At 70.5% G+C, this 12899-nt stretch carries 15 protein-coding genes; 11 read left to right on the top strand and 4 right to left on the bottom strand.

Going from position 1 to position 12899, the window contains the following annotated elements; translation table 11 throughout:
* Positions 1 to 168: 168 nt before the first annotated feature.
* The 5 genes from ACFHWE_RS13100 to ccsB all read left to right on the top strand — a co-directional run bounded on the left by ACFHWE_RS13100 (position 169) and on the right by ccsB (position 4704).
* Positions 169 to 372 carry a helix-turn-helix domain-containing protein gene (locus tag ACFHWE_RS13100; protein ID WP_028646619.1) on the top strand — a complete coding sequence of 68 codons (204 nt, stop codon included), beginning with the start codon at positions 169 to 171 and terminating at the stop codon, positions 370 to 372.
* Between the two features lie 219 nt (positions 373 to 591).
* Complete coding sequence (locus ACFHWE_RS13095; RefSeq protein WP_416601556.1) at positions 592 to 1317, top strand: TlpA family protein disulfide reductase; 726 nt, start codon at positions 592 to 594, stop codon at positions 1315 to 1317.
* Positions 1317 to 2108, top strand: coding sequence for a cytochrome c biogenesis CcdA family protein (locus tag ACFHWE_RS13090; protein ID WP_416601553.1), 792 nt, complete (start codon positions 1317 to 1319; stop codon positions 2106 to 2108). Before ACFHWE_RS13095 ends, ACFHWE_RS13090 begins: the two co-directional genes overlap by 1 nt.
* Positions 2108 to 3709, top strand: a complete 1602-nt coding sequence (gene resB / locus ACFHWE_RS13085) for a cytochrome c biogenesis protein ResB (RefSeq protein ID WP_416601551.1) — start codon at positions 2108 to 2110, stop codon at positions 3707 to 3709. Before ACFHWE_RS13090 ends, resB begins: the two co-directional genes overlap by 1 nt.
* A complete protein-coding gene (gene ccsB, locus ACFHWE_RS13080) occupies positions 3706 to 4704 on the top strand; it encodes a c-type cytochrome biogenesis protein CcsB (RefSeq protein ID WP_416601549.1) in 999 nt (332 codons plus the stop codon). The genes resB and ccsB overlap by 4 nt, the downstream gene beginning before the upstream one ends.
* A 62-nt stretch (positions 4705 to 4766) precedes the next feature.
* On the opposite strand, the gene ACFHWE_RS13075 is transcribed toward ccsB, so the two are convergent.
* On the bottom strand, positions 4767 to 5114 hold the full coding sequence (locus tag ACFHWE_RS13075; RefSeq protein WP_416601547.1) for a PLD nuclease N-terminal domain-containing protein: 348 nt from the start codon (positions 5112 to 5114) through the stop codon (positions 4767 to 4769).
* Positions 5115 to 5245: 131 nt separating this feature from the next.
* On the bottom strand, positions 5246 to 5446 hold the full coding sequence (locus ACFHWE_RS13070; protein WP_028646613.1) for a BldC family transcriptional regulator: 201 nt from the start codon (positions 5444 to 5446) through the stop codon (positions 5246 to 5248).
* Between the two features lie 432 nt (positions 5447 to 5878).
* Here ACFHWE_RS13070 and ACFHWE_RS13065 point away from each other — a divergent pair, with 432 nt between their 5' ends.
* Entirely contained in the window at positions 5879 to 6199 is a 321-nt protein-coding gene (locus ACFHWE_RS13065) for a DUF4229 domain-containing protein (RefSeq protein WP_416601544.1), read from the top strand.
* A 618-nt stretch (positions 6200 to 6817) separates the two neighbouring features.
* Here the strand turns inward: ACFHWE_RS13065 and ACFHWE_RS13060 are convergent.
* Together ACFHWE_RS13060 and ACFHWE_RS13055 are read right to left on the bottom strand one after the other, a co-directional pair.
* On the bottom strand, positions 6818 to 8089 hold the full coding sequence (locus ACFHWE_RS13060; RefSeq protein ID WP_416601543.1) for a delta-60 repeat domain-containing protein: 1272 nt from the start codon (positions 8087 to 8089) through the stop codon (positions 6818 to 6820).
* A gap of 123 nt (positions 8090 to 8212) precedes the next feature.
* Positions 8213 to 8485 (bottom strand): hypothetical protein, encoded by a 273-nt coding sequence (locus tag ACFHWE_RS13055; RefSeq protein WP_416601541.1) that lies wholly within the window; start codon positions 8483 to 8485, stop codon positions 8213 to 8215.
* A gap of 117 nt (positions 8486 to 8602) precedes the next feature.
* Between ACFHWE_RS13055 and ACFHWE_RS13050 the strand changes: the two genes are divergently transcribed.
* The 5 genes from ACFHWE_RS13050 (at position 8603) to ACFHWE_RS13030 (ending at position 12857) form a co-directional block, all read left to right on the top strand.
* The gene (locus tag ACFHWE_RS13050; RefSeq protein WP_416601539.1) at positions 8603 to 9313 is read left to right on the top strand and encodes a demethylmenaquinone methyltransferase; all 711 of its coding nucleotides are present in this window, start codon (positions 8603 to 8605) and stop codon (positions 9311 to 9313) included.
* A gap of 403 nt (positions 9314 to 9716) precedes the next feature.
* Positions 9717 to 11021 (top strand): geranylgeranyl reductase family protein, encoded by a 1305-nt coding sequence (locus tag ACFHWE_RS13045; protein ID WP_416601538.1) that lies wholly within the window; start codon positions 9717 to 9719, stop codon positions 11019 to 11021.
* 129 nt (positions 11022 to 11150) lie between these two features.
* Complete coding sequence (locus tag ACFHWE_RS13040; RefSeq protein WP_028646596.1) at positions 11151 to 11510, top strand: NADH-quinone oxidoreductase subunit A; 360 nt, start codon at positions 11151 to 11153, stop codon at positions 11508 to 11510.
* 52 nt (positions 11511 to 11562) lie between these two features.
* Positions 11563 to 12108 (top strand): NuoB/complex I 20 kDa subunit family protein, encoded by a 546-nt coding sequence (locus ACFHWE_RS13035; protein WP_416601537.1) that lies wholly within the window; start codon positions 11563 to 11565, stop codon positions 12106 to 12108.
* A 5-nt stretch (positions 12109 to 12113) separates the two neighbouring features.
* Entirely contained in the window at positions 12114 to 12857 is a 744-nt protein-coding gene (locus ACFHWE_RS13030; RefSeq protein WP_416601536.1) for an NADH-quinone oxidoreductase subunit C, read from the top strand.
* Positions 12858 to 12899: the final 42 nt, after the last annotated feature.

Raw genomic sequence — 12899 nt, 5'->3', positions numbered from 1 at the left:
CTCCGGCGAACTCCGCTCTACTCTGAAATACGGACGTGTCAGTAGTGACGGCATGACACACCGGCGTGGCGGTGGGACGGGCGCGCACCGGGGTCGCCCATCCATAGGGCCTCCGCGTCGGATTGAACGACAGACAATGCTCACGTCCGGAAATGAGGGCGTCGGAAGATGAACGGGAGCAAGCCTCCTCTCGACGAGGTCAGGTTTCTGACCGTGGCGGAGGTCGCCGAGATCATGCGCGTGTCCAAGATGACGGTTTACCGAATGGTGCACTCAGGGGTCCTCCCCGCGATTCGTGTGGGGCGTTCCTACCGGGTCCCCGAGCGCGCCGTTCACGACTATCTCCGTGAGGCCTTCGTCGAGGCCGGCTGACGACGGAGCGGCCGACCGGGACGGGACCGCGCACCCGCCCCCGGTCAGCCGACGGCCCCCGGGGCGGTGATCCTCCTCCTTCATCGCCCCGCACGGGGTCCTCGTGCCGCCGGGCGGCACGCGCTTCGACCGGGGCGCCCGAATCGGGCCCAGGGCATCTACTACACTTTGTCGTTGTTGTAGTCCGCCCTGTTCACGCCCCTTTCACGAGGTTCCCTGATGCCCAGTGCCAGAGTCGGCGCGCGGCGCCGTCCGCCGCGAACGGCGGTGACGCTGATCGCTGCCGTACTCGCCCTCTCCGGCTGCGGCGGGGGCAACGAGATCCAGAGCGGCGAGGGCGAGCGCTTCATCTCCGGTGACGGCAGCGCCACCGTGTTCGACACCGCCGACCGGGTCGAGGCACCCGAGGTCACCGGCACCACCCTGGAGGGCGACGGCCTCTCGCTGGACGACTACGAGGGCGGGATCCTCGTCCTCAACGTCTGGGCCAGTTGGTGCGGCCCCTGCCGCGCCGAGCAGCCCGTGCTGGACGAGGTGCACGCCGAGTACGCCGATCTGGGGGTCGACTTCCTCGGGGTGAACATGAAGGACGACGACACCGCGGCGCTCGCCTACACCTCCGCCCAGGAGGTGGGGTACCCCAGCCTCTTCGACTACCCGGGCGAGGTCGCCCAGGCCTTCCGCGACACCGTGCCGCCCAGGGCCATCCCCAGCACCATCGTCATCGACCCCGACGGCCGTATCGCCGCCCGAGTGATCGGCCCCACCACCTACGGCCAACTCACCGGGCTGCTCGACCCGCTGGTGGTCGAGTTCGGCCTCGGAGACCCCGCAGAACGTCCGCGCGTGGCCGACGAGGAGGCGGCGGCCTCCGACACCGGGGACCCCGAGTCGGCCGGGTCCCCCTCCGCGTCCGGGGGCGGCTCCGGCGGAGGCGGTGGCTGATGGGACCGATCGACAGCACCGTCCTCTCCGGCTCCCTGCTCCTCGCCGTGCCGCTCGCACTGGCGGCAGGGCTCGTGTCCTTCCTGTCGCCGTGCGTCCTGCCCCTGGTCCCCGGCTACCTGTCCTACGTGACGGGCATGAGCGGCACCCAGGTGCGCGAGCGCGCCGCCGCCGGGGGCGCGGCCGTCGACACCGACACGGCGCTGGCCTCGCGCCGCTGGACGATGGTCACGGGCAGCGCGCTGTTCATCGCCGGGTTCACCCTCGTGTTCGTGGCGTTCGGCGGCTTCGTCGGCTGGCTCGGCGACCTCTTCATCGACCACACCGAGTCCATCACCCGGGTTCTGGGCGTGCTGACCGTCGTCCTCGGACTGGCCTTCATGGGCCTCTTGCCCGGGTTCGGGCGCGAGTTCCGGTTCCACCGCCTGCCGCGCGCGGGCCTGGCCGGGGCGCCGCTGCTCGGCGTGCTGTTCGGCCTGGGGTGGACGCCGTGCATCGGCCCGACCCTGGCCGCGGTGCAGACCCTGGCCTTCGTGGAGGGCGGCGCGGGACGGGGCATGCTGCTCTCCCTCTTCTACTGTGTCGGCCTGGGCCTTCCGTTCGTCCTGGCCGCGCTGCTCTACCGCAAGGCGCTGGGCGCGTTCGCCCGGCTCAAACGCCACACCCGGACGGTCACCGTGGTCGGGGGTGCCATGCTGGTCCTGGTCGGCCTGCTGATGGTGACCGGCCTCTGGAACGGCGTGACCACCGCTATGCAGGGCTGGACCGGCGGCTTCCAGACGGTGATCTGATGACCAAGACAACGACCGGCGCGTCCGCCGGCGCGAGCACCGGACCGGAACGCTCCCCCGGACCGCGGGGGCTGGGCCCCCTCGGGTGGTTCCGCTGGGCCTGGCGGATCCTGACCTCGATGCGCACCGCCCTGATCCTGCTGTTTCTCCTGGCCGTGGGCGCCATTCCGGGGTCGATCCTGCCGCAGAACGTCGTCAGCGTCGACGAGGTCGCCACCTACTTCCGCGAGCACCCGGAACTGGCGCCGTGGCTGGACCGGTTCTACCTGTTCGACGTCTTCTCCTCGCCCTGGTACGCGGCGATCTACCTGCTGCTGTTCGTCTCACTGGCGGGCTGCGTGATCCCCCGGGCCCTCACCCACGCCCGAGCCGTGGGGGCCCGCCCCGTGCGCACGCCGCGCCACCTGGACCGCATGCCCTACTCGGCCCGGTTCACCACCGGTGCGAGCCCGGAGACCGTCCTGGAACGGGCCCGCGGCTCCCTGAGGGGCTACCGGACCGAACAGTACGGCGACTCGGTCTCCAGCGAGTCCGGATACCTGCGGGAGGCCGGGAACGTCCTGTTCCACCTGGCGCTCCTGGGGCTGCTGCTGGCCCTGGCGGCGGGGTCCTTCTTCGGCTACCGAGGCAACATGCTCGTCGTCGAGGGCGACGGGTTCGCCAACACCCTGCCCTCCTACGACGCCTTCTACCCCGGGCACTGGACCGACGTCGACGACCTCCAGCCCTTCACGCTGCACCTGGACGACTTCGAGGCCGCCTTCATCGAGGAGGGCGACCTGCGCGGCCAGGCCGCCTCCTATGTCGCGGACATGGCCTACACCGAGGCGCCCGGCGCCGAGGAGGGGCGGCACCGGCTGGAGGTCAACCACCCGCTCACCGTGGACGGTGTGCAGGTCTACCTGCTCGGCCACGGGTACGCGCCGGAGTTCACCGTCCGCGGCGCCGACGGCGAGGTGGTCTTCGACCAGGCGGTGCCGTTCCTGTACCGGGAGACGGCGAGCTTCACCTCCGACGGTGTCGTCAAGGTGCCCGACACCGGAGGCGAACAGCTCGGGTTCGTCGGAGTCTTCCTGCCGACCGCCGCCGCCGACGGGGCCGGCGGCCTGGTCTCCACGTTCCCGGACGCGGAGGACCCGGTGGTCACCCTGGAGGGATACCGGGGCGACCTGGGGCTGGTCGAGCCGCAGTCCGTCTACCAGCTCAGGACCGGCGGCATGGAGGAGCTCGGTTCCTCGCCCGCGCTGCGGATCGGCGACACCTGGGAACTGCCGGACGGGGCCGGGTCGATCACCTTCTCCGGCCTGAGCGAGTACGTCAGCCTCCAGACCAACCGCGACGCGGCCCGCCCGTTCGCCCTCGGATCCGCCGTCACCGCTGTCGCCGGACTGCTCCTCACCCTGTTCGTCCGGCCGCGCCGCGTGTGGGTGCGCGCCACCGGGGGAGCCGACGGCCGCACGGTCGTGGAGGTCGCCGGGCTCGGCAAGACCGAGGCCGCGGGTGACAACGCCGCGTTCCACGACATCACCACCCGGCTCGCGGAGCGGCTGCGAGGCGAGGAGCCAGAACCCCGACCAACGAGACCAGGGAGTGACCGGTGACGTACACCCTCTCCGCACCGGCGAACGACGCGATGGCGTCGGCCAGCGACACGCTGATCATCGGCATGATCGTCGTGTACGCGGCTGCGCTGTTCCTCTTCGCGATCGAGGCCGCCTACGGCCGCCGCACCAAGCTGAAGGCGGGGCGGCTCATGCCCGTCGCGGCCGGGTCCGCGGAGTCCGGGGCCGACGACGACGGCATCGAGGTGAGGGTCCGCACGAACGAGGGCGAGGCCCGGGCCTCCCAGAGCGTCCTGGGCCACATCGCCCTCGGTGTGACGGCGGTCGGCTTCCTGATGAGTGTCGCCCAGATCGTCACCCGCGGTATCGCCGCCGAACGCTGGCCGTGGGGCAACATGTTCGAGTTCGTCGTGGCCCTGTGCCTGGTGGCGGTCGCCGGGCTGCTGTTCGCCTCACTGCGGTTCCAGGCCCGCTTCCTGGGCGCCTTCGTCCTGGTCCCGGTGCTCCTGCTGCTCGGCATCGGGGTCCGGTGGCTGTACGTGGAGCCCGGCCCGCTCATCCCGGCGCTGCACTCCTACTGGGTGCCCATCCACGTCACCGCGCTCATCGTCGCGGGCGGCGCGTTCATGGTCTCCGGCGCGGCCGGGATCACCTACCTGGTCTCCCACCGAACCGAGGCCAAGCGGTCCCGCGGCGAGGAGGTCACCGGTATCGCCGGACGCCTGCCCAGCCCTGAACTGCTCGACCGGATCTCCCACCGCTTCATCCTGTTCGCGTTCCCGCTGTGGACGTTCGGCATCATCGCGGGCGCCGTCTGGGCCGACGAGGCCTGGGGCCGGTTCTGGGGCTGGGACCCCAAGGAGGTGTGGTCGTTCATCTCCTGGCTGATCTACGCCGCCTACCTGCACGCCCGCGCCACCGGCGGCTGGCGCGGCCCGAAGGCCACCTGGATCAACGTCCTCGGCTTCGCGACCGTCATGTTCAACTTCTTCGCCGTGAACTACGTCTTCAGCGGACTGCACTCCTACGCCTGAGGGAAACATGAAGGTGGGGCCGCACCCAGAGGGTGCGGCCCCACCTTCATGTTCCTGCTGTGCTATTCGTCCGGATCGATACGGCGGTCGAGCCGCCTCAGGAACTCGGGGTCGTCGTCCGGCCCGAGAGGATGCGGGCTGCCCGAGGGCCGGGTGAAGTCCGACGGGTCAAGGTCGTCGGTATCCATCGTCGTGGTGGACGTGCCGCCGTAGACCGGGGCCGCCTGGCGGGACCGTCCCAGGAAGAGCCAGAGAAGCGAACCGAGCGGCATGAGCACCGCGATGACGACAAGCCAGAGGACCTTCGGCAGGATCCGTATCTGCTGCTTGGGAGTGGTGAGCGCATCGCAGAACGCGTACACCCACAGAACGATCGTCGCGAAAGTGATCAGGCCACCGAGCCACACCATGTTCCCAGGGTACTCCGGCCTGTCGACTCCTGACAGCCGGGAACCGGCTCGGGTCGCGGAGCACGGCCGCGGGGGACCGACTGAGGACGGCGGGGCGTCCCCATCGTGTCCCTGGCTTGTCGGAAGCCTGATCAGCGGGTGGTCTCGCTCGGCTCCCCCAAGAGGAGCGCGCGGACCTCGGACTCACGGAACCTCCGGTGTCCGCCGGGCGTCCGGATGCTGCTGATCCGCCCGGAGGCGGCCCATCGAGTGACGGTCTTGGGATCAACCCGGAAGAGTGAGGCCACTTCCCCGGGGGTCAACAGGCGTTCGCTTGCTCGTTCCACCTTCACATTCCCCCAATCCTGCCCGCCTCGGACTGCCGGGGGCGGCGGGCGTTTGATCCCCTAGTGTGCACGAGTTGGTCCGTTTCCTCCCTAGTTTTCGGAGAAATTACGTTGCTGGGGGGAGGAGTACGGGATATGTGACCGGAACGTGATGTTCAGGCCTTGCTGTCGGGATTGGAAACATCCCATGACCATCCCGATCAACGGCCAGGCTGTTCCGATCACCTGAGAGGAGACACACGGCACCCAGGTATGGGCCTCCTCCGATACGCCCTTAACCTGGAGTGCAAGGGCTGATGATCGCCGTCCGACCGGCGCGGCCGACCAACGGTGACACCGTCCGGAAGGCTACCGGCCCCTTTGGTGGAGCCAGAACCGCGCGCCGACAGGCGTTGCCACCAATCTAGTCCAGGTAATCGTCTGTTGTGAGGCTTTTCGATGCGTAGCTGGCTGATTTATACCGCTGCCCGCCTCGGGCTGTTCGCGGCGGCCTTCGGGGTGGTCTATCTGTTCGGCGCCCGGGCGTGGGTGGCACTGGTGCTGGCATGGCTCGTCAGCGGCCTCGCCTCCTACGTCCTCCTGTCCGGCCTGCGCGACAGGATGTCCACCGCGGCCGTGGACCGGCTGGAGCGTCGCAGGGCCGGTGTCGGAGACCTCCTGGAGGAGGGCGCGGCGCGCGAGGACCACATCCAGGACGCGTCCGGAGCCGCCGAGGCGGAAGACGGTGACCAGGCGCGCGCCTCGTCCAAGGACGCCTGAGCGCCGTCCCGGACCGGGCGGCGGGCCCTGGTCGGCGTTCGCGCGCAAGCCGGCGCCCGGGAACCGCCCGCCGCGCGGGGGCCGCGCCGCGCCTGGTCGACCGTCGCCCCGGCCGGTAGAATCCCCTCCGGGAACTGAGAAGGGGCCGCCTGTACGCAGGCGGCCCCTTTCGTGTGTCCTAAGCGCGGCGCACGGTGGCGAGCCGGGCGCCCCACTCGGCGGCGGCGGAGCGGACGGCCACCTGCCCTATCTGGAGCTGGTCCGCGACCGGGGCGCGGTGGCGCACCGCCCACCCGGCTGGTCGGGGCCGGGCGATGCCTTCGAGGAGATCACCGCACCCGACACCGCCGCGCTGCGCGCCCGGCTCGCCCACAGGTGCCGCCGGGACGCCTAGTCTCCGCGCGCCCGGGACCCCTGGAAGCCTCCCGGGCGCGCGGGGTCGAGGTGCGTTGTCGTGTAGTCGAGGTTCGCTCTGGGGCGAACCTCGGCGCTGAGTTTCGTCCTGGGGCGAACCTCGACGGCGCGGTGACACGCCGAGCCCCGCACCAGTGCAGGGGTCGACCGGCGAGAGGCGTCAACCGCGCGTCGGATCGGCCGCCCTTCCCGGCGCCGCGCGGCTCAGGCGGGTGGGAACAGGCCGATGCGGGCGTGGTACTCCCCGCCGAGGTCCTCGGTGTCGCTGCCCACGTACAGGCCCTCGTCGGTGACGAGCAGCGCCTCCACGCCGTGGCCGCGGGTGCGCCCCGGGTTCCAGGGCAGGGCGCGGCCGGTCGCCGGGTCCAGGGCGGCGATCCCCTTGCGCTCGACGGCCCCCGGCCCCGCCGCGTGGTCCCCGGACTCGTTGTCCATCCAGCGCTGGTGTCCGCCCACGTAGACCGCGGAGAACGTGGCCTCGACCGCGTACACGGCATCCCCGCCGGTCTTGTTGACCCAGGTCGGATGGGCGCCGGGCCGGTCGACCGTCTCGAAGCGCGCGGCCGACTTGCACAGCCCGGGCTTGATCTCGGGGCCGCCCGCGGTCACGACGGTGAAGAAGGAGCCGTCGGGGGAGAAGGCCATCTCCCGCATGTAGGTGTGCATCCGGTCGTAGTCGCAGTTGGGCCGGTAGGCCGTGGTGGACCACGGGCTGAGCGCGCCGTCGAAGGTGTCGATCATCGCGATCTGGTGGCGTTTCCGGCCGTCGACCTCGGTGAACGGGCCGTTGATGAGTAGCCGGGTGCCGCCGGGGCTCAGAGCGAGGTCCTGTACGCGCAGGGTGCCGCGCCTGGGGGCGGAGATCCGGGGCGCGAACCCGGGGTCGACCTGGCCGGTACGCGTGTCGAGCCGTGCCAGGCCCACGCGCTCCCAGCCGTCGATACCGGTGAACGTGCCGCCGACGTAGAGCAGGCCGCCGTGTTCGGCGACGCGGTGGACGGAACCGTTCTCCAGGGCGGCGTCGAAACCCGGAACGGTCTCCCCGTCGTCGAGGGACAGCAGCGCCAGCCCCCGGTGCTCCTCCCCGTTGACCCGGAGGAAGCTCCCGCCGACGACCACCGAGCCGCCCGGCCCCTCGGCGAGCGATCGGACGGTGCCGGAGACCTCCGGGACGAAGTCCTCCAGGATGCGGCCCGTGCCGTGCTCGAAAGCGAAGACGTTGTGTACGTCGTAGGTGTCGTCCCGGTCGGCTTCGGCCACCCGGGTGAAGTCGCCGGCGACCACGACGGTGTCGCCCACGCGGGCGATGTCCTTGACCCTTCCGTCCATGACGTGGGGGGTCCACGGCGCGGGCCGTTCGCTCACCACGCCGTGGAGAGGTGTGTCGGAGGGCGGTGTGGCCGCCGCGGGCGCAGCGGTGAGCGCGAGCGTCACGCCCAGGGAGGCCAGGGCGGCCAGCGGTCGAGTGTGCTCCACAGCGGACTCTCCTCAGGGTCTGCGACCGGGCGCCGATGACACCGAAGTATCGCAAAGAGTCTGATGTTCGTCACACAGGGTAACTTATCTGGGGGTGGGTGGGCACCTGACGTGTCGGGCACCTCAGGAACGGCGGCCGGAGAAGGCCCCCGCACGGAAGTTCCGCGGCGGCGCGGCGGCGGTGCGCCCCTCCCGCTCCTCGTTCCGCGCCGTCGCGACGGCCTGGCCCAGCCGGTTCAGCGATGAGTGGAGCGCCGCCAGGTCGGCCCTCAGCCGGTGGTGCATCGAAGCGGAGGCACGCCCGAGGCGGAGGGGGGCCTCCTCCGCCACGGGGCCGCCTTCGGGCTCCTCCGGCGGGTCCTGCCCGTCCACGGGGTCCACAAGGTCGAACTTCACGCCGGTCCACCTCTCGCTCGCACGGTCCGCACCCATGGGACGGCCCCCGCCGGTGATCGGTTCACGCCGGGTGCGGACCGGTCCCGGCGGGCGGTCGCGGCCCCTTAGTCTTGTGCCATGACCCGCCCCAGACTCGACAAGAAGCCCCAGGACGTCGCGGCGATGTTCGACGGCATCGCAGCCAGATACGACCTCGTCAACGATGTCGTCTCCCTCGGCCGGGACCGCGCCTGGCGGCGGGCCGTGGTGAACGCGGTGGACGCCTACAGCGGTGAGTTGGTCCTGGACCTGGCCGCCGGCACGGGAACATCCTCGGAGTCCTTCGTGCGCAAGGGGGCGCGGGTCATCGCCTGCGACTTCTCACTGGGCATGCTGCGCGCGGGCGTCGAGCGGCGCGGCGGCGCCTCCACGGGCGGGGTCACCTTTGTGGCGGGCGACGCGCTCAGCCTGCCCTTCGCCGACGCCACCTTCGACGCGGTGACGATCTCCTTCGGTCTGCGCAACGTCAACGACGTCGACCAGGCGCTGCGCGAGCTGCTGCGGGTGACCAGGCCCGGGGGGCGTCTGGTCATCTGTGAGTTCAGCCATATCCCGGTGCCGGTGGTGGACCGGGTCTACTCCACCTACCTCATGGCGGCCCTGCCCAAGATCGCGGGCGCGGTCACGGGGCGCGGCGAGGCCTACGACTACCTGTCCGAGTCGATCATGGCCTGGCCCACCCAGCCCGAACTGGCGCGCATCCTGCAAGGCGCCGGGTGGTCGCGGGTCGCCTGGCGCAACCTGACCCTGGGGACGGTGGCCCTGCACCGCGCCTTCAAGGCGGGGTAGCCGCCCCGGACCGAAGATCCCTGGAGCCCCGAGGAGTCCCCGGACGCCTCGGGGTCCTTCGTCGTGCCTCCACCGCTCCCCCAGGTGTGGGAAGCCGTCCCTGAGCTGGGTGCCCTTCGGAGGGTGACGGTTTCTGAGGACAATGTGCCGTCTGTGGCCTTATGGGGTGAATATTGACAACCGGCCTCGAATACCCCCTCGGGGGTCGCCTCCCGGCCCTCGGAGGGTCTAGACTGCGGAAAAGAGCCTTGTGAAGTGCTTCACAAGGGTGCGAGGTTCATCCCACAGTCCACAAAATGGACATTTTGGACAGGGTGGGCTTCGCACGACCCACGCCGTGAGCAGGCCGAACCCGCACCGGGCCCGCAGCGGCGCACCGCGCGAGTAGTCGAGGACCCCACCCGTGAGCGAGACAGCCACCTCCTCCCCCAGAGGCCGGGAGCGGACCGAGTACGACGCCGACGTCATCGTCGTCGGCGCCGGCCCCTCGGGCTCCACGACCGCCTACTACCTTGCCCAGTCCGGACTGGACGTCCTCCTCCTGGAGAAGACCTCCTTCCCACGCGAGAAGGTCTGCGGAGACGGACTGACCCCACGCGCCGTGAAGCAGCTCACGGCCATGGGGATCGGCTTCGAGGACGAGGGGTGGGTCAAGAACCACGGGCTGCGCATCATCGGGGCCGGGGTCCGCATGGACCTGCCGTGGCCCGACCTCGCGGCCTACCCCGGGTTCGGCCTGGTCCGCACCCGCTACGACTTCGACCAGATCCTGGTCGACCGCGCGGTCTCCGCAGGGGCCAAGCTGCTGGAGCGCACCACCGTCACCGGACCCCTCATGGACGAGCGCAGCAACCGCATCGTCGGCGTGCACGCCAAGGACGCCGACCGCGAACCCCTGCTCTTCCGGGCGCCGCTCGTGGTCGCCGCCGACGGCAACTCCTCCCGGCTGTCCGTGGCCATGGGCATCCGCAAGCGCGACGACCGCCCGATGGGCGTGGCCGTGCGCACCTACTTCGAGAGTCCCCGCCACGACGACGACTACCTGGAGTCCTGGCTGGAGCTGTGGGACCGCAGCGGGGAGAGGGACGTCCTCCTCCCCGGGTACGGCTGGGTCTTCGGAGTCGGCGACGGCACCTGCAACATCGGCCTGGGCATCCTCAACTCCACGGCCTCCTTCCAGGACGTCGACTACCGCAAGCTCCTGCGCCGGTGGACCGAGAGCATGCCCGAGGAGTGGGGCTTCACCGAGGACAACCAGCGGGGCGCCATCCGCGGCGCCGCCCTGCCCATGGGGTTCAACCGGGTCCCCCACTACTCGCGCGGGCTCATGCTCGTGGGCGACGCCGGAGGCATGGTCAACCCCTTCAACGGCGAGGGCATCGCCTACGCCATGGAGGCCGGCCACATCGCCGCCGACGTGATCGTCCAGGCGCACGGCCGTACCACCCAGCAGACCCGTGAACGCGCCCTGCTGCGCTACCCCGACGTGCTCGCCGACGCCTACGGCGGCTACTACACGCTCGGGCGCTACTTCGTGAAGCTCCTCGGCCAGCCCGAGTTCATGAAGTACGCGACCCGTTACGGCCTGCGCCAGCGCACGCTCATGAAGTTCGCGCTGAAGATGCTCGCCAACCTCACCGAACCGACCCAGGGCGACGCCATGGACCGGGTCATCAACGGCCTGTCGCGTATCGCCCCCGCCGCCTAGGAGCGGGGCCGGACGGCACGGGAAGGACACGAGTCGGCCGCCTCGACGGCCGGGACACGAGATGGGCCCTCGCTAGTGAAAGCAATCACAAGCCACGGACTCCCCGACCAGCCAGAAGGAAAGTGACGGATGGAGCTCTACACACCGCTCTTCGTGCTTGGCGGGATCGGCGCCGCGTTCGTCGTGGTGTCGATGGTGGTTGGGGCGGTCATCGGCCCCAAGCGCTACAACCGGGCCAAGATGCAGGCCTACGAGTGCGGCATCGAACCCACCCCGCAACCGGCGGGCGGCGGCCGGTTCACGGTCAAGTACTACATGACGGCCATGATGTTCATCGTCTTCGACATCGAGATCATCTTCCTCATCCCCTGGGCCGTGCACTTCGACGCCCTGGGCTGGTTCGGACTGGTCGCGATCGTCCTCTTCCTGGTGAACGTCTCCATCGCCTACGCCTACGAGTGGCGCCGCGGGGGGCTCGAATGGGACTGACCCCGCAGCCGCCCCGCACCACAAACCCGCGCACCGAGGAGGTCCGTCGCTGATGGGACTCGAAGAGAAACTGCCGAGCGGCGTCGTCCTGACCACCGTGGAACAGGTCGTCGGGCTCGCCCGCAAGAGTTCGATGTGGCCCGCCACGTTCGGCCTGGCCTGCTGTGCCATCGAGATGATGTCCGTGGGCGGACCCCACTACGACCTGGCTCGTTTCGGCATGGAGAAGTTCGGCGCCACCCCCCGGCAGGCCGACCTCATGGTCGTCGCCGGCCGGGTCAGCCAGAAGATGGCGCCCGTCCTGCGCCAGATCTACGACCAGATGCCCGAACCCAAGTGGGTCATCGCCATGGGCGTGTGCGCCTCCAGCGGCGGCATGTTCAACAACTACGCGATCGTCCAGGGCGTGGACCACATCGTCCCCGTCGACATGTACCTGCCCGGCTGCCCGCCCCGGCCGGAGATGTTCCTGGACGCCGTGCTCAAGCTGCACGACAAGGTGCAGAACACCAAGCTCGGCGTGCACCGGGAGCGGGAGATCGAGGAGACCGAGGAGCGCATGCTCCGCCGTTCGCTGCCGCTGGTGACCAAGGACTGACGAATATGAGCACCGACAACGAGGCCGACCGTCCGGACGCGGAGAACCTCCCGGAAGTGCGGGGCCGCGAGCGCCTGGCCGCCCCCGTCAAGCGGACCGGCATGTTCGGCACCGCGACCACCGGCGACACTTCCGGCTACGGCGGACTCCGGGTCCGCGAACGCGCGCCGCTGGCGAGCACGCGCCCCTTCACCGACCCCGACGACCCGCGCACCGCCGACTTCGACCGGGTCGCCGACGCACTGGAGGCCGCCCTCGGCGCGACCGGCGACGAGACCTCCGTGGAGCGGGTCGCCGTCGACCGGGGGGAGATCACCTTCCACGTGCGGCGCGACGCGCTCGTCGCCGTCGCCCGGGTCCTGCGCGACGACCCCGCACTGCGCTACGAACTGTGCACCGGAGTGGTCGGCGTCCACTTCCCCGACGACACAGGCCGGGAACTGCACGCCGTCTACCACTTCCGCTCCATCACACACAACAGCGAGATCCGCGTCGAGACCACCTGCCCCGACGCCCACCCGCACGTGCCCTCGATCGTCTCCGTCTACCCGACCAACGACTGGCACGAGCGCGAGGCCTGGGACTTCTTCGGGATCGTCTTCGACGGGCACCCCGCCCTGACCCGGATCCAGATGCCCGACGACTGGCACGGCCACCCCCAGCGCAAGGACTACCCGCTGGGCGGTGTCCCGGTCGAGTACCGGGGGGCGACCGTGCCCCCGCCGGACGAGCGGAGGTCCTACCAGTGAGCCACCGGACCGTGACGCGCCGCGCGCAAGAGGGAGGGACGG

Origin of the sequence: Nocardiopsis sp. LOL_012, from assembly GCF_048060475.1 — a bacterium.
In the GTDB taxonomy this organism is placed as follows: Bacteria; Actinomycetota; Actinomycetes; order Streptosporangiales; family Streptosporangiaceae; genus Nocardiopsis.
Note: the sequence above shows the minus strand (reverse complement) of the source record. Positions and strands in the feature narration are given on the sequence as shown.